The sequence below is a fragment of the Streptomyces sp. NPDC046831 genome, from assembly GCF_040645305.1.
GTDB lineage: Bacteria > Actinomycetota > Actinomycetes > Streptomycetales > Streptomycetaceae > Streptomyces.
In genome coordinates this window covers 179024-195890 of record NZ_JBEYXZ010000001.1, presented here as the reverse complement: position 1 = coordinate 195890, position 16867 = coordinate 179024, and the positions used below count along the sequence as shown (strand labels likewise).

The window sequence follows — 16867 nt, the reverse complement described above, 5'->3', positions numbered from 1 at the left end:
GCTGTGGCGGACGATGAGGTGACTGCGGTCGCCGCGCTCCTGGAGGCCTTGGCCGAACATACCGGGCCTCCGGTCTCGGTGTCCGAGCTTTGCCGACGGGCAGGCCTGAGCGGACCGACTTTCGGAACCGCAGCGCCGATGGTGCTGGTGCTGCTGAGCGCGTTCGGCGTCCTGCGGTCCGAACACGGACCGACGAACGGTCAGGCTGGCGTCGTTGCGGTCAGCCCGCAAGCGCGCTACTTCCTGCACAGTCTTGCCTCCTATGTGCGGACGGGCCGTTCGATCCTGGCCAACTGGGAACGGCCGGGAACGACCGAGCCGCCGTACACCAGCCGCCAGGCACTGTCCGGACCGCAGTTTCTCTACCTGATGGAGGAGCGGCGGCTGGCTCTTGATTCCGACGCCGCACCGCTACGCCGCACCGAGGTCGTCCAGGTGGTGGTCAAGTGCCGCCTCCGGGGCCGTGGTGGCCGGGCCCAGTACCTGCTGGTGTACGACGATCGAGCCCGGCAGTACCAACTGCCGGGCGGCCACATCCGCGCCTCAGACGCTGGCGCCCGCGCCGCAGCCGCCCGGGAATTGGAGGAGGAGCTGCTGGGCTATGACCACACTCCGGGCAGGGACGAGCTGAAGGAACTCGGTGCGGTCTCCGCTGTCCAGCTGTCCCGGACGTTCGGCGCAGTGACGGAGTACCGGGTCGTCTTCTTCCAACTCGAGTCAAAGGCCCGGTCAATCCCGGTGGGTCCCGGCGGTCGCTGGGTGCCCGAGGACGCCCTGCTCGACCAGGCGACCCTGCTCGACGGCACCACCCTGAACGTCACCGCCCTGGACCGGCTCGACCAGTCACTCCCCGGGGGCCTCCGCGGCCTGCCGTGGAGTCTGCCGGACGTCCAGCGCAGATCGCTGCGCGCGGTGGTCCTAGACAGACCATGGGAGACCGTCGGCCTGGTCATCGGAATCCTCGGCCTCATCCTGTCCGTCATCCCGCTTCTGGGCTAGAGGTATCCCGATGGCGGTGGATTGACGCCGAGGAATTCGCCAAACCTGAGAGTGCAGGTTGGCCGGGGGCTTGGAGGGGAGACGCGTGGAGAGTTTCCTCGGGCCATTTCCAGTACGGGCCGTTTGCCCGCCCCGGACGGCCGACGGATTATGAGTCCGTCCGTCAAGCGGGCCGTGTTGCTCGCACCCTCCTGGCGCCGATGAGGAGACAGTCGGTCCCAGCGATCGCACGCCTCCGGGACCGGGCCGGCGGCCCAGGACGATGCGATGACACCGGCTCGGTCGCTAGTCGGTCTCGCGGTCCAGGACACGGCGGGCGGCCTCGGCCTCCGCTGCCGGCGGGGACAGCTCGTCGAGGGTGTCGAGCTCGTCGTCCACCTCCAGATCCCGTTCCCAGGCCGCCGCGAGCCGCTCCTGTTCGCCTCGCGGCATGGCGCCGACGGCCTTCCGGTGCTCCGGGTCCAGAGCCGCCAGGAATCGTCCGACCGGATCCGTCGGCATGCCACGCTCCTTGTCGCTGGGAGGGAGCCAGTACCGGCCCAGCATGACCGGCGGGAGCCGCGCCGACCGCCCGACACGTCCTGGGCCCACCCCGATGGCCCGCGCCCGCCCGTCCGCCTCCACCGTACGGATGAGGGGGCGAGCTGGTCGGCGTGCCGGAAGGGCGGGTCAGGCGCGCCGTCCGGTGCTTCGCGGCCCGAGCCGGACTGCCACGCCGCGGAGTGACGCCCTGCACCTGTCCTGTGTCCGGCGAGGGCGACCCGTTGCCGGCTCGACTGGACGGCCTACCTGAGCAGTGGCGTCGGCGAATGCAGCTTCAACCAGCTCGCCGCTGCTGCGTGCCCTGCGTCCGGACGAGCGCGAGGCCCTCTTCGCGCACGAGCGTGCCCACAACACCGGCGGCCACCACTACTTCCTGGCCGCGGCGGAACTCGCCGCCCACTGCCACCCTGCCTTGCGACCGGTCCGTGAGGCTGTTCGGCTGGTCGTGGAACGCGCCGCCGACGAGGCGGCCGCCACCGCTGTTGGCGACCGGCGCCTGACCGCCCGCGCCATCGCCCGAGCCGCCCTGGCCGCGCACGCGGCGGGCACGGGCCGCCCGGCGTTCACACCGGCAGCGACCACTGGCCCGGTGCCGCGGCGCGTGGCCGCCCTCCTGAACCCGGCCGGCGAACACCGCGCATCGTGCCGTGGATCGCCGTTCTCCTGAGCGCCTGCGCGGCGTTCTCCTGCGTCACCGCGACGACCGGCGCATCAGCGTCCACCTTGGACATCAAAGTCGCCAAAGGCGAGGCAATCCGCTGAAACGGCATCACTACCACGCCGTCGGACGCCGCATGGCCGGCAACGCCGGGCGGCGACGGTTCAGCCGCAACTCCAATCCGCGGGCCCAGTGGTCTCGGATTACATAGGGCCGTTCCGGCCTGTCAAGCCTTTGGAGGGCCATGGTGAAGGAAGCCGTGCACATCAGCAGACACCCATCGGCGGGACCTGATGTGCAGAAACTGCTGCACGAGGTGGCACTGGGTGATCAGGAGGCTTTCGCTGCCCTCTACGACGCGGTCGCCGGCTCCGTGCTCGGGGTCGTCCGCGCGGTGCTGCGCGACCAGGCGCAGTCGGAGGAAGTGGCGCAGGAGGTGCTGGTGGAGGTGTGGCGGACCGCCCCTCGCTACCGGCCCGAGCGTGGCACGGCCGTCAACTGGATCCTCACCCTCGCCCACCGGCGGGCGGTGGACCGGGTCCGGTCCGTGGAGGCCGCTGCCGTCCGCGACACCAAGGCCGCGCTGCTCGAACACCAGCCCGCGTACGACGAGGTGACCGAGCAGGTCGAGACCCGGCTGGAGCGGGAGCAGGTACGGCGCTGCCTGCGCACGCTGACCGAGCTGCAGCGCCAGTCGGTCACGCTGGCGTACTACCGCGGCCTGACCTACCGGGAGGTCGCCGAGGCGCTCGCGTTGCCGCTGGGCACGGTGAAGACCCGGCTGCGCGACGGGCTCATCCGGCTCCGCGACTGCCTGGGGGTGACCGCATGACCACCATGGATGTGCACAGCATGACGGGCGCCTACGCGCTGCACGCACTGCCCGATGCCGAACGCGAAGCCTTCGAGGGTCACCTGACGCAGTGCGAGGTGTGCGAGGAGGAGGTCGCGGAGTTCTCTGCCACCGCTGCCCGGCTGGCCCTGGCTGCGTCGGTGCCGGCCCGGCCCGCGATGCGGGAGCAGGTCCTCAACCGCATCGCCACCGTGCGCCAGGTGCCGCCGAGAGCCGCGCCACTGCGCCGGGTCCGCCGCGGCGTGCCGCGGGGGCGGGGCCTTGTCCGCTGGGCGCTGGCCGCGAGCGTGGCCGCCGCTGCCGCGTTCGGCGGCACCGCGGTGTGGCAGTACGAGCGTGCTCAGGACGCGCACGATCGGGCCGCACGGGCTCAGGGGCACGCCGAGGACCTCGCCGGCGTGCTGACGGCGCCCGATGCGAAGTCCCGGTCGGCACGGGTGGCGGGGGGCGCCGGCACCCTGGTGGTCTCCGCCAGTCGCGACCGGGCCGTGTTCGTGGGCTCCGGCATGGCCGCCCCGCCGCGGGGCAAGGTGTACCAGCTGTGGTTCGCCGACGGTGGGAAGATGCGCTCGGCCGGCCTGATGGACGCCGACCGCGGCAGCCAGGCCGTGCTCATGCAGGGAGCGGTGGACGGCGCCTCCGGAGTCGGCATCACGGTGGAGCCGGCCGGTGGATCGAAGGAGCCGACGTCGACGCCGGTCGCCCTGCTCGACGTGCCGACTTGACGCGAGCGCATGCGCGTGGGGAGCCCGCCCACCGGCGGGCTCCCCACGCGGCTGTCGGTCTCGGCGCGGTGGCCCCATCGCTCCGCTGGGTCTGCAGACCAGCCCTCTGACGAGAGGCACTCGCCAGGCCCTGCCGGATGGGTGGCCGGCGGATGGTCCCGTAGGGAGGACGCGCGCCGGCCGGTCGCCGTCAAGGCGATCGGACAGGGCGCGCGTCCTCGGTGCGCGGGGGTGTCAGCTCTTGGGCATCAGGACGGAGTCGATGATGTAGACGGTGGCGTTGGCGGTCCTGACGTTGCCGCAGACGACCTCGGCGGAGTCGTTGACGGTGTAGGACTCGCCCGAGCCGGAGGTCACGACCTTGGACTTCTCCAGCGTGCCGAAGGAGCCGTTCTCCAGGTCCCCGGGCGCGAGCTTCTGGCCGACGACGTGGTAGGTGAGGATCTCCGTCAGCTGCGCCTTGTCGCTCAGAACCTTGTCGAGGGTGGCCTTCGGGATCTTCTTGAAGGCGTCGTTGGTCGGCGCGAACACGGTGATGTTCTGCGCGTTGTTGAGAGTGTCGACCAGGCCGGCCCTCTTCACCGCGGTCACCAGCGTGGACAGTGCGGGGTTGTGGGAGGCGGCGGTGGCGACCGGGTCCTCGGCCATGCCGGCGAAGGAGCCGGCACCGTTCCTCGGCACGGCCGAGCAGGCCGGGCCGAAGGGCTGGTCCATGCTGCTCGAGGACGCCGCCGAGCCGCCCAGGTCGTCGCTGCTCTTCGCGGCCGGAGCCGACGCCTTGTCGGAGGAGTCGGACTTGCCCGAGTCACTGCTGCCGTTGGAGCAGGCGGTGAGGGCCCAGGGCAGCACGGCGGCCGCTGCGAAGAGTCCGGCGATACGGCGGATACGGGTGTTCATCAGTTCTCCTGTTGGACGGTGCAGCGTGATGCGGCTGCGTTCGGGGTTGTTGTTGCGGAACAGTGGTTCGGGAAAAGAGCACGGAGCCCTTGTGAGGGGTGGGGCGTCACTCGACGGTCACGACGACGGAATGCCATCCGCTGGCACCGTCGGGGATCGTGGAAGTGCGTTTGTCGGTCTGGACCGCGCCGGTGCGGTCGGTGGCGCGCACGGTGAGGGTGTGGCTGCCCTTGGTGGCCTGCCAGGGAAGGGACCACTGGCGCCAGGTGTCGCGGGTGTCCTCAGCGGCCAGGCGAGCTTCCTGCCAGGGGCCGTCGTCGATGCGGACCTCGACCTTGTCGATGCCCCGGTGCTGGGCCCAGGCGACCCCGGCCACCATCACCGTGCCGGCCCGGGGACGGCCGAACGGCTCGGGCGTGTCGATCCGCGACTGGGTCTTGATGGGGGCCCGGCGGGCCCAGCCGCGCTTGACCCAGTACGGGTCGTAGGTAGCGAACGTCGTGAGTTGGAGGTCCTCGATCCACTTGCATGCGGAAACGAATCCGTACAGGCCCGGGACGACCATGCGGGCAGGGAAGCCGTGTTCGAAGGGCAGCGGCTCACCGTTCATGCCGAGGGCCAGCATGGCGTCCCGGCCGTCCATGACGTCCTCGACCGGGCTGCCGATCGTCATGCCGTCCACCGACCTGGACACCAGCTGATCCGCCGGGCCTCCCCGGGACGGAGGCCTGACCCCGCACTCGGCGAGCAGGTCGGCCAGCCGTACGCCGATCCAGCGGGCGTTGCCCACATATGGGCCACCCACCTCGTTCGAAACACAGGTCAGGGTGACGTCCCGCTCCACCAGCTCCCTGCGCAGCAGGTCGTCGAAGGAGTAGACGGCCGGACGGCGTACGCCCTTGCCGTGAATCCGAAGTCGCCAGGCGGTGGCGTCCACCCTGGGCACCACCAGCGCGGTGTCCACCCGGTAGAAGTCGTCGTTCGGTGTGAAGAAGGGGCTGATCCCCGGCACGCGCGGGCCGGCCCTGTCGGGGACCGGTTGTGCCGGTGACCCGGGCGAAGGCAGCACCACCTTCCTACGGGATGCGATCGCGTCGTTGCCTCGCGAGGCGTTCAGCGACCGGCCGACCGCTCCCACCGCCGCAGAGGCCGCCGCCGCAGAGGCTGCCGCCAGGACGAAGCCCCGCCGATCCCATCCTCCGGACGCATGCAGACCGTCTCCCGCCTCCTCGGTGACAGACCCGCATGTCGAGGCCGGTGACCGTCTCGCCTCGGTCAGGCGGCCCACCAGAACGTACAGAAGCAGAGCTCCGGCCATGGCCCCCACCACGGCGGGCAGCGCGTCGGTGCCGCCGGTGGAGTCGGGCCGGCTGACGGCAGCGGCCGCCCCCACAGCCCCGAAGAGGAGGAGCCCGGCGGCTCCGGCACGACGACACCGCGCCGCCAGCACACCCAACACCAGAGCCATCACGGCCAGCACGACGAGGATGCCGAGCTGCAGTACCAGCTTGTCGTCGGTTCCGAAGTGGCGGATCGCCCAGTCCTTGACCGCAGCGGGCGTCGCGTCGATGGACGCTCCGCCCACCGCGATGACGGGGCTGGACTTTGGACGCACCGCCGCCGCGACCAGTTCGGCCACCGCCAGCGCGACGAAGCCGGCCAGCAACCCGCTCAGCGCACCCAGCGCCCAACGCGGCAGACCCGGCCGTCCTCGCTGATCCTTCTCTTCGTCCCTCACGGGAGGAATCCGGTGCTGCGCGCCGGGCGGATTGGTCTCTGTTCGCCTGCCGGTCCACGGCACGTCGGCCGCACCGCGACCCTCGCCCGCCAGGCAGGCGCTGCGGTCGCCGGCCTGTTCGATGCGGCAGGGCGCGGTCACCGTGGGCGGGCTGGTCGTTCCGGGTGCGGGGTCGTCGGCGGGCAGCAGCCGCCTGGTCAGCGGTGCTTGACGCCGGTCCGGGCGGCGGGGGCGAGGGTGGGTTCGGTGACGGGGATCTCGCCGAGGGCCTGGTCGACGGCGGTGAGCAGGTCGTCCGACAGATGGATGCCGGAGGCGGCGGCGTTGGCGTGCACCTGCTCGGGACGGGAAGCGCCGGTGATCGCGGAGGCGACCTCGGTACGGCGCAGGACCCAGGCGAGCGCCAGGGTGGGCATCCTCATCCCGGCCTCCTCGGCGATCGGCACGAGCCTCTGGACCGCTTCCAGGGTGGCGTCGCTGTAGACCAGGTCCTTGGACACCGCCATGTCCGCGGAGGCGAACCGGCTGCCCTCCGGCACGGGCTCTCCGGGTTTGTACTTGCCGGTCAGCACGCCCTGGGCGAGCGGGGACCACACGATCTGCGAGATGCCGTTGGCGGCGCACAGCCCGAAGACCTCGGCCTCGGGGGCCTGCCACAACATGGAGTACTGCGGCTGGGAGGAGACGAACAGGTCGGGGCCGGCGATGTCGATCGCGGCCTGGATCTGCTCGGGGGTCCACTCGCTGAAGCCGAGGTAGCGGGCCTTGCCCTGCTCGACGACCTTCTGGAAGGCCTCGATGGTGGCGCCCAGGGCCTGTCCCCGGCACAGATCGCGCAGCAGATCGACGCCTCCCTGACCCGTCTGAAGACCGACTACGTCGACCTCTACCAGGCACACCGCTTCGACCCCGCCGTCCCGATCGAGGCCTGCACCGAAGCGGCGTTCGACGCAGGCATCAACTTCTTCGACACCGCCAATGTCTACGGCCAGGGGGCCGCAGAGACGGCCTGGGGTGAGATCCTCTCCTCCCGCCCCCGCGACTCCTACATGCTGGCCACCAAGGTCTACTTCCCGATGTCGGACGACCCGGCCCGACGTGGCCCTGAACGCAGCGGCCCTGGACCGCATCGACGACGTCGTCACCCTCGGGCGCGGGCAGCCGCGTGTGAAGGTGGTCCGGGGTGCGCGGCGGCCGAGGGGGCTCGGTGGGAGGAGTACAGCTCCCGGTAGGCGGTGGCCAGGTCCTCGTCGGCCTGGGACGCGCCGGTCAGCTCGGTCAGTACGCGCCCGCCCGGCGTGTGGGTCATCACGCGGGCGAAGGCACGATGAGGGAGTTCTCCGGGCACACCTTCAGCACGACCGCGCCCAGCGCGGCCGCGACGGCCTGGCGTGAGTTGATGGTCCCTCAGCGCCGAATGACTGCTCCCACAGCTCGATCAATGTCAGGCAGGGCCTCAAGGCCAGTGCCGCAGGGCCAGGTGCGGAGCCCGGCGCGTCAACCAAGCGCTGGCCAGGCCGATGGCGGCGCCGGTGACGACGTCGCTGGGGTAGTGCGCGCCGCTCTGCACCCGCTCGACCGCCACCATGGCGGCAGGCAGGGAGCACGCGAGCCCGGCGGCCGGCCAAGCCGGTGTCACCGCCGCGGTGAACGCCACGGCAGCGGCGGTGTGACCGGAGGGGAAGGAGGAGGAGTCGGGGCGATCGTCGACCTCGTCGTGCGGGATCCACTCCTTCGGCGGCCGGGGCCGATCGGCCAGTTGCTTGCACAGCCCGTTCGAGATGAGCTGCGCGACGGCCAGGGCGGCCAGGCCGGCGGCCGCTGCCCTGCGTCCGCGTCGGCCGCCCACCCAGGCCATGGCGGTGGCGGCGCCGCACCACAACTTGCTGTGCGCGGCGGCCCCTTCGACCGCCGAGAGCACCGTACCGACGCCGGACGGGATGCGGCAGGCCGCCAGCTTGGTCAACGACCGGTCAACGTCACGCACCACCGCGAGAAGTCCCATGTGAGGCGACTATCCCCTGGTCACCGACCTATGCGTGAGATCATCGAGCGGCGAGTTCGAAGCGGCGGTGTGACGCCGGGACCTGGCCGCCCTGTGAGCGATCCGGCACGATCGACGACGGGCAGAGACGCTCGCTGCGGGCTGCGGGCTGACGGCTGAGCCGTTGCCGGGCCGGTCGCCGCCTCGCCGGTCTGCCCGGGCCGGACCGCACGTGACTGCTGCCGTTCCGTAACAGTGCGGAGGGGCCGACACCAACCGGTGTCGGCCCCTCCGGAGCATCTCCGTCACCCCTTGCGGCGGCAGGTCAGCCACAGCAGAACCGCTGTGCCCCCGGCGATCAGAAGCGTGCGGTTGTCCCGTACCCACCGCGTACCGAGCGCGGTGCTCCGCCGTACCGGTTCGGGAGCCTTCTCCTGCCACAGCCGGCCCGCCTGCCCGGCTGCGGTCCGGGTCTGACCGGCGATGCGGGCCGCCTTTTCCTTGAGCGGGTCGGGCAGCTTGTCCTGCGCCTGGTGGGCGGCCTGGGCGGCCTTGTCCTTGAGTTGCGCTGCCGTGGCGGCAGCCTGTTCCTTCACCTCGGCGGCCTTCTCCTGGGCGCGGGTCTTGACGTCCGTCTTGGCTGCGAGCGCCTCGACCGTCTCGCCGAGCTGCTGACGGGTCTGCTCGACCTGTGCGCGCAGTTCCTCGGGGCTGGAGGCGGTGGGCTCGTCGTGGGGCGGCTGGGTCATCGGTGTGCGCTCTCCTTGATCTCGGCCACGTCGGCCTTCACGTTCTCTATCGTCTGTTCGGGTGCGGGCGGCGCGGCCTCGGCGACCTGCTTCCTGCCGGCCACTGCCATCACCGCGGCGATCACGCCGAGTACGGCGGTGACGATCAGGGCCGACGCCCACACGGGCAGCACCAGCGCCAGGGCCGCGATCACCGTGGCGATCAGGGCCTGAAGCATCAGGAAGCCGACCAGACCGGCACCGCCGAACAGCCCGCCGCCCTTGCCGTAGCGCTTGCCCTTCTCCTTCATCTCCGCCTGGGCCAGGCGGAGCTCGCCCCGCACCAGTTCGGTCAGCTGTTGCGAGGCACGTTGCACGAGCTCGCCCACCGGTTCCGACCCCGGTTCCTGGCGCCCTGCCTCGAAGCGGGGCTGGGTACTGGACACGGCGATCACCTTCCGACTTTGCTGTGGCTGACGTGCGGTACGTCCGCTGTGCACACGCAGATACCCCCGTCCGGGCGATTCAGCGTCACACGTCGTCCATACGGCGCCGGTCGTCCTCGTCCCACTTGCGGGTGTCGCGTGGCTGGGTGTAGGGCTCGGCCTCGGGCGGATGCCCGCCGGCGATGGCCCGCTGCCGGACCGTCTCGGCGTCGAACTCCAGGCCGAGCAGGATGGCGAGGTTGCTGATCCACAGCCAGATCAGGAAGACGATGACCCCGGCCATGGTGCCGTAGGTCTTGTTGTAGGAGGCGAAGTTGGCGACGTAGAACGCGAAGCCCGCCGAGGCGATCAGCCAGATGAGCAGGGCGAGGAAGCTGCCCGGCGTGACCCAGCGGAAGCCCTTGACCTTGGCGTTGGGGGTCGCCCAGTAGAGGATCGCGATCATCGCGACGACCAGCAGTACGAGGACGGGCCACTTGGCGATCGACCACACCGTCAGTGCGGTGTCTCCGATTCCGAGCGCGGTGCCCGCCCGGCGGGCGAGGCCGCCGGTGAACACCACGATCAGCGCGCTCGCCACGGCCAGCACCATGAGGACGATCGTCACCCCGAGCCGCACGGGCAGGATCTTCCATACCGGGCGGCCTTCGGGCATGTCGTAGACGGCGTTGGCCGCGCGGATGAACGCCGCCACGTAGCCGGAGGCGGACCAGACGGCGAGCGCCAGGCCGACGACGGCCACGAGGGAACCGGTGCCGGCGTTGCCCTGCAACTGTTCCACGGCCCGGGTGATGATGTCCCGGGCCGAGCCGGGGGTCAGCTGTTTGAGGTTGCTCAACAGCTTGTCGGTGGTCGACTTGCCCGTCACGCCGAGCAGGGAGACCAGTACGAGCAGGGCCGGGAACAGGGACAGCACCCCGTAGTAGGTCAGCGCGGCCGCCCGGTCGGTTAGCTCGTCGTCCTTGAACTCCTTCAGGCTGCCCTTGAGCACCGCGCCCCAGGCTCGCTTGGGCAGTTTCGCCGGCGTGTCCGGTGCGGCGCGCTCCACATCCTCGTCCGGACCGGCTTCCGGTGGCGCCGTTTCAGGGGAGGACGGTTCTTGCTCGCCAGGCGCACGCTTGTCTTGTCCGGGAAGATGCATCTCTGCCATACGGACGCGGGTTTCCCGCAGCGGGGGTTCCAAGCGCCTCCGCATCAGCCCGTTGGGAAGGCGCACTTGGTGCGGTGCCTGCCTCGACACGCCGTGTGCGACAGCAGGTCACTCGGTTCGGGTGGCCTGCTCGGGGTCGTCAGCGCTGTCGTCGCCCCGCATCGGGAGTTCCAGCGGCCGTCCTCGGCGGTGCGCCCAGACGTCACGGAGAACTACCTGGATCATCCCGGCGACGGGAATCGCCAGCAGGGCGCCCAGGATGCCGGCGACTTCGACGGCCAGGAGGATGGCCAGCAGCACGGTGAGCGGGTTGAGCTTGACCGTCCGCGACAGGATGACCGGTTGCAGGAGGTGGTTCTCGGCCTGCTGGTAGACGATGAAGAACACGACGGCGGCGATGCCGGCCGGTACGGAGTGGAAGAACGCCGCCAGGGAGGCCACGACGGCCCCGAGCGTGGCGCCCACCAGGGGGATGAGGTCGGCGACGGCGACGAACAGGGCCAGCAGGCCGGCGAACGGTACCCCGGCGATGAGCAGCACGGTGTAGGTCAGCACTCCGCAGATGACGCTGATCAGCAGGTTGCCGGTCAGGTAGCCGGTCACCGTACGCGCGCACGCGGCGCCCACCCGGCGGATGCGGGCGGCACGCGCGTCGTCCACCAGGCTCAGGGCGCCGTCGATGGCCTTCGGCCCTTCCAGCACCATCAGATAGGCCAGGACGAAGATGGTGACGGCTCCCGCCAGGGTGGTGGCCGCGCTGCGCACGAATGCCAGGGCGGGGGTGCCCAGTCCCGTGGCGAAGGAGCGGATCTGCTCCTGATGACTCTGCACGTAGCGAAGGGCGTGAGTGCGTTCCAGCAGGTTCCCCACCGGCCCGCGGCCGGACCGCGCGTCCTCGATCATCTGGGGCAGCCGGCCGGCGAGCCGGGTGCCCTCCTGCGCGAGCGGGGTGACGAACAAGGCGATCAGCGCGCCGACGACCACCACCGTCACCAGGAAGACCAGCAGAGTCGCCACCGACCGGCGGCAGCGTGTCAGCCGTCGCTCGACCGCGGCGACCGCGGGGTGCAGGGCGACGGCGAAGAACAGCGCGATCACCGTCCAGACCAGGACCCGGCGCGTCTCGATCACCAGTTGCAGCCCGACGTAGGTGGCGAGCACCAGGCCGATGGTGGCGAGAATGGTCCGTACCGGAACAGGGCGTGTCTGCATGCAGCCGGAGTGCCCGGCATCCCGCGGGGGAAACGGAGAGGCGGGCGGGTCGGCGCCGGGGCGCGTAGGGGGTCGAGGACTCGCTTGCCGCGCGCTCATCCATTGCTCCGGCGGACCATACGACCCACGAGCCCGGCGGACCGGCGCGCGGCTCCGTGTCCGGGTCCGACAGCCCTCGAACCTTCTGGCGTCGTGGGGTCGACGTACATCATCGTCCGTGGTACCTTCGGCGCCGCCGTGCGCGCTGGGAACCGAGGAGGTGAGACCCATCAACGCTGTGACAGGTCGGGGCTCCCTCCCGAGCGTGGCCCAGGGAGTGCCCGCAGTAGGCATTCCGAAAGGCTCGCAACGCCATGCGCTTCACCTCCGAGACGTCGTCCGACGGTGTCCGCGAACAGCTCTTCCTCCTCGATGACATCCCCGGCGTCCTGTGGACGCCGGAAGGTGCCGCCGGTACTCGGCCCCTGATCCTGATGGGACACGGCGGCGGTCAGCACAAGAAGACCACCGGTATCCAGGCCCTTGGGCACCGCTTCGCGGCCGAGTGCGATTTCGCGGTGGTGGCGGTCGATGTGCCTGGCCATGGCGATCGGCCGAGGCACGAGGAGTACAACCGGATCGCTATGGAGAACCAGGCTCGCGTGGAGGCCGGGGAAGAACTGGCCCCGCTGATCGCGGGCTTCCAGGCGCTCGTGGCCCGCCAGACCGTCCCGGAATGGCGGGCGGTCCTGGACGCGGTCCAGGCACTCGAGCACGTCGGCACCGGCCCGGTGGGCTACTGGGGAGTCTCGCTGGGGTGCGGACTCGGTGTTCCGTTCGTCGCCGCCGAACCACGGATCCGGGCGGCGGTGTTGGGCCTGGGCGGGGCTCTGGCCTCAGCCGAGGAGGCCGCCCGGATCACGATACCGGTGGAGTTCCTGGTGCAGTGGGACGACGAGCGGGTGCCGCGGTCGGCGAGCCTGGCGCTGTTCGACGCCTTCGCCTCGGCTGAGAAGACGCTGCACGCCAACCCCGGCCGACACGGCGAACTCCCGGCCTTCGAGCTGGACAGCGCGCTTCGCTTCTTCGCCCGGCACCTCCCCTGACATCGCCGCCGTCAGTTCGCCTCAGTCCGCGCGGGGGTTCGCGCAGCGGTCTCGGCGAAGTCGTGGATGAGCGCCGAGCGCCGGGTGGCCCCCATGCCAGGCACACCTGGCTGGGCGCGATGCCGTCGACCGGTACCGGGATGACGTCGGGCCGGGTCAGAAGCCGGCTGTGGACAGCGGCCACCGGTGTGCACGTAGGTGCCGGTTCCGACGCCGTCCTGCAAGCACGGCCTGGCTAGGGCACGGTGCGGTGGACGGCGACCAGGGCGGCGTCGTCGCCCAGGCGGCCGCCCGCGTGGGCGAGCAGGTCGCGGCTCAGGTGCGCGACCAGCACGGCCGGAGGGCATTGGCTCCAGCGGGTGACGCGCTGGTCCAGCGGGTAGAAGGCGCCGGAACCGTCGCGCGCCTCGATCACACCGTCGGTGTACAGCAGAAGGGTGTCGCCGGCGTCCAGGGGGACGGTGGTGCAGGTGTGGGCGTCGGCCGGAAGCAGGCTGGCGCCCAGCGGCGGGGCGGTGTCGCTGCCGACCGGCTCGGGATCGCGTCCGGGGCGCAGCAGCAGGGGTGGAGGGTGTCCGCAGTTGGTGAGGTGGGCGACCGGTTTGCCGTCGGGCAGGTCCAGCAGCAGGGCGGTGATGAAGTGCTCGCCGGTTTCGTCCCCGGTGGCGGCGAAATCGACGAGGTAGCGCCGGACGTGGGTGTCCAGAACGGTGGCGAGGTCGGGCAGGCCGGGTTGGTGGGCGGCGTTGAGGCGGAAGGCGCTGAGCAGGAGGGCGGCCTCGCCGACGGCGGCCAGGCCTTTGCCGCGGACGTCGCCGATCAGCAGGCGGGTGGTGTGGTCCGCGCGGGTGGCGGTGTACAGGTCGCCTCCGATCTGCGTCTCGTGCTCGGCGGCCAGGTACCGGCAGGCGACTTGGAACGCTCCGATCCGTTCCGGCATCGGGCGCAGGAGGGCTCGCTGGGCGGCCTCGGACACCGACTGGGCGCGTTCCAGCTGGCGACGGCGGCGTTCGCGTACCACGGTGAGCAGCACGATCAGCACCGACAGCACGGTCAGCGCGGCGATCTGGGCCAGGTGGTTGCTGGTGGTCAGCCCGCCGTGCAGCACGGCGATGCACACCTGCGCGGCGACCGCGAGGGCCCCGATCGCCGCGGTGGCCCTGGGCCCGGCGAGGGACGGCGTCAGCGCGGGGGCGATCACCAGGAGCGGCCCGAGGTGGATGCTGGTGGGCGAGCGGATGTCGACGACCGTGATCACTGCGATCAGTGCGACCGGGATCAGGACCAGCCAGCGGCTTCGCCGCTCTTCGTTCACCCATCGTGCTCGGACGGCCATGCACCCACTGTGCGGGGTGTCCTCCGCCTGTGCATCATTCGCCCGACGGCGGCCCCAGGCGCCGGCCTGTTCGCCTCCCCGGCCGAGGCCCGGCACCGGGACCACGGCGCCCCGGACGGGAAGGGCCCCTGGCGGGCGGTGCTGCCGGCCGGGGCCCTTCCACTGCCTGCTGTGGTCAGCCCTCGGAGCTTCTGACTGGCGGCGGCCGGCTTCGTGAGATCGATGACGCTGACCGTACCGGTGGTGGTCGACCGCGTGCTCTGCGCTGACCCCGTGGCCTACGCTCATGCCGCACGGCTGTTGGAGGGGTGGGAATGCTTGAGGGCGTTGAGGACGGGGCAGCGGCAGCGGTGCGGCTCGCGGGAGGTGCGCCGCTTCGGAGCACGCTCGATCTCGCCGATCCCGGTGACTGGCTGGCTCTGGACGCAGGGGTGCGCGAGGTGGCCAGGTACCGGACATCGTTCCTGCCGGAGTGGGAGCAGCCCGCGCCTGTGCCCTCCGACTTGAGTCAGCTCGGCGAGTCTCGGCTCGCGCTCGCCCTCTGCCACCGCAACGGGCGGATCCGTCAGGAGGCGGTGGGTCGGTCCGCCCGCTACCCCGGTCTCCTGCCGTTGGTCGTCATCCGCTGCGCCGATTGGGCCGGCCCAGTGCGACAGTGCGCCCGGCAGTCGCTGCGCGAGGCTCTGGACGTGGAGTCCGCCCTCGACCTCGCGCCGCTCATCCTCCGCGTCGGCCGCCGCGACAGAGGTGCCTTCGGCGTCGATGTGCTCGGCCAGGTTCTGCGCCGAGCATCCGGCGAGCAGCTCGTCGCCCTCTTCGCCCGCCGCGACCGCGACACCCGGCGGTTCGCGTACCGGCTGGCCGTCGAGGGCCGGCTGCTGTGTCCCGGAGAGCTGGCCCGCGCGGCCGCAGGGGACGAGGACACCGTGGTCCAGGACATCTGTGCCACAGCGGCCCTCGAGACACTGGGGGACGGAGAGGCGTCCGAGGAGGTGCTGTCTCCACTGCTGTCCGCGCGCAACCCGCGTACCCGTGCGGCCGGCGTCACCGGGCTGCGGCGGGCAGGGCGGCCGGTGCAGGCGGAATCGTTCCTGAGCGACCGGTCCGCGCTCGTGCGTGCTTGCGCCCGGTACGTCGTACGCCGGCACGGAGGCGATCCGGCGGCCTGGTACCGGGAGTGGTGCACCGCACCGGACACCCTTGAACTGCCGCCCGGTGCGGTCATCGGGCTGGCCGAGTGCGGGAACCGCGCGGACGCCGGCCTGCTGTGGCCACTGCTCGCGCACCCGGCAGCCGGGGTACGCGCGCAGGCGGTGGCAGGGCTGCGGGCACTGGACTGCGTGGACACGGAGCGGTTGCGACCGCTCTTCGACGATCCAGCCGCCGGTGTCGTCCGCGAGACGGCCGTCACCCTGCTGCCCTCGGCACAGGGACTGCCCGCCGACTGGCTACTGGAGCGCACCGGCTCAGAACGACCGCGGCACGTCCGCGTCGCCGCACTTCGGCTGCTCGACGCGCGCGGCTGCATCGCGGCGCTACGGGCAGCGGTCGGTCTGCTGGAGGACCCGGACATGAAGCTGCGCACCCGGGCCGGGCAGTGCGTGCAGCGCTGGCGTCCGTCGGCGGACGTGGGGCGCGGCGACGCGGAAGTGGGGGAACTGCTCGACCGGAGCCGACACCTCTTCAGTGACCGTGAGCTGCGCCGACGCAAGTGGGAGGCCGGGGTGTAGAGCTGAATGCGGCGGGGCGGTGGTGCCGCGCGGTGCCCTGGGTGGCGCGCAGGAGCCCGTACCCCGATTGGCCCATACGGCCGGGCGGTTGTCCGATTCCTGCGTAACAGTCGTTATGTCCTCACCCAGAGGACAGCGCGAGACACAACCACGGAAGGACTCGGTCCATGACCACGACGGCACAGGACATCGTCAGCATCAAGCTCGAACGCAACTTCGACGCCATGGACGCCAACCACGACGGTCACCTGGAGTGGACGGACTGCCAGAAGCTCGCCGACCGCTACATACAGGCCTACCGCCTCGGCCGGGACGACCTCCGGGCCAGGGCGCTGCAGACCTACTGCCAGATCTACTGGCTGGAGCTGCTCCGTCACTCGGGCGTGGACGGGGACCGGCTCACGAAGGAGCAGTTCATCACGGCCAACCGCCTCGCGGTCATCGACACCAGCCGGCTCAACGTGACCGAGGGCGGCGGCCACGCGATCTTCGACGTCCTCGACACCGACGGGGACAACGAGATCGGCAAGGACGAGTTCGCCCGCTTCCTGAGGGACGTGTGGAAGAGCGACGCACCCGAGGCGATGGAGGTGTTCCACAAGCTGGACACCGACGGGGACGGCGCGATCTCGCGCTACGAGTTCATCCGCGCAATCCGTGAGTTCTACCTGTCGAACGACCCGGACGCACCGGGCAGCCTGTTCTACGGGCGCGTCTGACCCGTCGGTCCCCGGCCGGCTCCGTCCGCTCGGGCCGGGAGCCGGCCACGGCCGCCCCTGAACT

General features: G+C 71.2%; 17 protein-coding genes and 3 pseudogenes. 9 read left to right on the top strand and 11 right to left on the bottom strand.

The features are described 5' to 3' along the window. The first annotated feature begins 3 nt into the window (after positions 1–3). On the top strand, positions 4–999 hold the full coding sequence (locus ABZ920_RS00730) for an NUDIX domain-containing protein (RefSeq protein WP_361496988.1): 996 nt from the start codon (positions 4–6) through the stop codon (positions 997–999). A gap of 285 nt (positions 1000–1284) precedes the next feature. Here the strand turns inward: ABZ920_RS00730 and ABZ920_RS00725 are convergent, their stop codons facing one another. Then, a complete protein-coding gene (locus ABZ920_RS00725; protein WP_361496985.1) occupies positions 1285–1500 on the bottom strand; it encodes a hypothetical protein in 216 nt (71 codons plus the stop codon). Positions 1501–1822: 322 nt separating this feature from the next. Between ABZ920_RS00725 and ABZ920_RS00720 the strand changes: the two are divergent. The 3 genes and pseudogenes from ABZ920_RS00720 to ABZ920_RS00710 form a co-directional block, all read left to right on the top strand. Then, a pseudogene (locus tag ABZ920_RS00720) lies at positions 1823–2304 on the top strand (M48 family metalloprotease); the annotation flags it as partial. Positions 2305–2447: 143 nt separating this feature from the next. After that, on the top strand, positions 2448–3032 hold the full coding sequence (locus tag ABZ920_RS00715) for a sigma-70 family RNA polymerase sigma factor (protein ID WP_361497577.1): 585 nt from the start codon (positions 2448–2450) through the stop codon (positions 3030–3032). Next, a complete protein-coding gene (locus tag ABZ920_RS00710) occupies positions 3029–3778 on the top strand; it encodes an anti-sigma factor (protein ID WP_361496982.1) in 750 nt (249 codons plus the stop codon). The genes ABZ920_RS00715 and ABZ920_RS00710 overlap by 4 nt, the downstream gene beginning before the upstream one ends. A gap of 234 nt (positions 3779–4012) precedes the next feature. Here ABZ920_RS00710 and ABZ920_RS00705 read toward each other — a convergent pair whose 3' ends face one another. The 3 genes from ABZ920_RS00705 to ABZ920_RS00695 form a co-directional block, all read right to left on the bottom strand. Then, positions 4013–4675: a fasciclin domain-containing protein gene (locus tag ABZ920_RS00705; protein ID WP_361496979.1), complete on the bottom strand. Its 663-nt coding sequence runs from the start codon at positions 4673–4675 to the stop codon at positions 4013–4015. 106 nt (positions 4676–4781) lie between these two features. After that, the gene (locus tag ABZ920_RS00700; RefSeq protein WP_361496976.1) at positions 4782–6413 is read right to left on the bottom strand and encodes a sulfite oxidase; all 1632 of its coding nucleotides are present in this window, start codon (positions 6411–6413) and stop codon (positions 4782–4784) included. Positions 6414–6610: 197 nt separating this feature from the next. Beyond that, positions 6611–7213 carry an aldo/keto reductase gene (locus tag ABZ920_RS00695; RefSeq protein ID WP_361497574.1) on the bottom strand — a complete coding sequence of 201 codons (603 nt, stop codon included), beginning with the start codon at positions 7211–7213 and terminating at the stop codon, positions 6611–6613. Here ABZ920_RS00695 and ABZ920_RS00690 point away from each other — a divergent pair. After that, positions 7184–7285, top strand: a pseudogene (locus ABZ920_RS00690) (hypothetical protein); the annotation flags it as partial. The gene ABZ920_RS00695 and the pseudogene ABZ920_RS00690 overlap by 30 nt on opposite strands. A 54-nt stretch (positions 7286–7339) precedes the next feature. Then, a pseudogene (locus ABZ920_RS00685) lies at positions 7340–7516 on the top strand (aldo/keto reductase); the annotation flags it as partial. Positions 7517–7554: 38 nt separating this feature from the next. On the opposite strand, the gene ABZ920_RS00680 reads toward ABZ920_RS00685, so the two are convergent. From ABZ920_RS00680 to ABZ920_RS00655, 6 genes are all read right to left on the bottom strand, one after another. After that, complete coding sequence (locus ABZ920_RS00680) at positions 7555–7722, bottom strand: hypothetical protein (RefSeq protein ID WP_361496973.1); 168 nt, start codon at positions 7720–7722, stop codon at positions 7555–7557. A 147-nt stretch (positions 7723–7869) separates the two neighbouring features. Continuing rightward, positions 7870–8418 (bottom strand): phosphatase PAP2 family protein, encoded by a 549-nt coding sequence (locus tag ABZ920_RS00675; RefSeq protein ID WP_361496970.1) that lies wholly within the window; start codon positions 8416–8418, stop codon positions 7870–7872. A gap of 284 nt (positions 8419–8702) precedes the next feature. Beyond that, positions 8703–9146: a DUF3618 domain-containing protein gene (locus ABZ920_RS00670; RefSeq protein WP_361496967.1), complete on the bottom strand. Its 444-nt coding sequence runs from the start codon at positions 9144–9146 to the stop codon at positions 8703–8705. After that, positions 9143–9514, bottom strand: coding sequence for a phage holin family protein (locus ABZ920_RS00665; RefSeq protein WP_361497571.1), 372 nt, complete (start codon positions 9512–9514; stop codon positions 9143–9145). The genes ABZ920_RS00670 and ABZ920_RS00665 overlap by 4 nt, the downstream gene beginning before the upstream one ends. Positions 9515–9656: 142 nt before the next feature. Beyond that, positions 9657–10721 (bottom strand): YihY/virulence factor BrkB family protein, encoded by a 1065-nt coding sequence (locus tag ABZ920_RS00660; protein WP_361496964.1) that lies wholly within the window; start codon positions 10719–10721, stop codon positions 9657–9659. Between the two features lie 108 nt (positions 10722–10829). Beyond that, a complete protein-coding gene (locus ABZ920_RS00655) occupies positions 10830–11933 on the bottom strand; it encodes an AI-2E family transporter (RefSeq protein ID WP_361496961.1) in 1104 nt (367 codons plus the stop codon). Positions 11934–12286: 353 nt separating this feature from the next. On the opposite strand from ABZ920_RS00655, the gene ABZ920_RS00650 reads away from it, so the two are divergent. After that, positions 12287–13018 carry an alpha/beta fold hydrolase gene (locus ABZ920_RS00650; protein WP_361496958.1) on the top strand — a complete coding sequence of 244 codons (732 nt, stop codon included), beginning with the start codon at positions 12287–12289 and terminating at the stop codon, positions 13016–13018. Positions 13019–13253: 235 nt separating this feature from the next. Here the strand turns inward: ABZ920_RS00650 and ABZ920_RS00645 are convergent, their stop codons facing one another. Further along, a complete protein-coding gene (locus ABZ920_RS00645) occupies positions 13254–14354 on the bottom strand; it encodes a PP2C family protein-serine/threonine phosphatase (RefSeq protein WP_361496955.1) in 1101 nt (366 codons plus the stop codon). A gap of 314 nt (positions 14355–14668) precedes the next feature. Between ABZ920_RS00645 and ABZ920_RS00640 the strand changes: the two genes are divergently transcribed. Continuing rightward, entirely contained in the window at positions 14669–16084 is a 1416-nt protein-coding gene (locus ABZ920_RS00640) for a hypothetical protein (protein ID WP_361496952.1), read from the top strand. Between the two features lie 167 nt (positions 16085–16251). Continuing rightward, positions 16252–16803 carry an EF-hand domain-containing protein gene (locus ABZ920_RS00635; protein ID WP_361496949.1) on the top strand — a complete coding sequence of 184 codons (552 nt, stop codon included), beginning with the start codon at positions 16252–16254 and terminating at the stop codon, positions 16801–16803. Positions 16804–16867: the final 64 nt, after the last annotated feature.

Excerpts from the sequence above, each read along its gene's own strand:
- ABZ920_RS00675 (WP_361496970.1), bottom strand. The coding sequence starts at position 8,418 with ATGGGACTTCTCGCGGTGGTGCGTGACGTTGACCGGTCGTTGACCAAG.
- ABZ920_RS00645 (WP_361496955.1), bottom strand. The coding sequence starts at position 14,354 with ATGGCCGTCCGAGCACGATGGGTGAACGAAGAGCGGCGAAGCCGCTGG.
- ABZ920_RS00710 (WP_361496982.1), top strand. The coding sequence starts at position 3,029 with ATGACCACCATGGATGTGCACAGCATGACGGGCGCCTACGCGCTGCAC.
- ABZ920_RS00705 (WP_361496979.1), bottom strand. The coding sequence starts at position 4,675 with ATGAACACCCGTATCCGCCGTATCGCCGGACTCTTCGCAGCGGCCGCC.
- ABZ920_RS00660 (WP_361496964.1), bottom strand. The coding sequence starts at position 10,721 with ATGGCAGAGATGCATCTTCCCGGACAAGACAAGCGTGCGCCTGGCGAG.
- ABZ920_RS00635 (WP_361496949.1), top strand. The coding sequence starts at position 16,252 with ATGACCACGACGGCACAGGACATCGTCAGCATCAAGCTCGAACGCAAC.
- ABZ920_RS00650 (WP_361496958.1), top strand. The coding sequence starts at position 12,287 with ATGCGCTTCACCTCCGAGACGTCGTCCGACGGTGTCCGCGAACAGCTC.
- ABZ920_RS00655 (WP_361496961.1), bottom strand. The coding sequence starts at position 11,933 with ATGCAGACACGCCCTGTTCCGGTACGGACCATTCTCGCCACCATCGGC.
- ABZ920_RS00640 (WP_361496952.1), top strand. The coding sequence starts at position 14,669 with ATGCTTGAGGGCGTTGAGGACGGGGCAGCGGCAGCGGTGCGGCTCGCG.
- ABZ920_RS00670 (WP_361496967.1), bottom strand. The coding sequence starts at position 9,146 with ATGACCCAGCCGCCCCACGACGAGCCCACCGCCTCCAGCCCCGAGGAA.
- ABZ920_RS00680 (WP_361496973.1), bottom strand. The coding sequence starts at position 7,722 with ATGACCCACACGCCGGGCGGGCGCGTACTGACCGAGCTGACCGGCGCG.
- ABZ920_RS00725 (WP_361496985.1), bottom strand. The coding sequence starts at position 1,500 with ATGCCGACGGATCCGGTCGGACGATTCCTGGCGGCTCTGGACCCGGAG.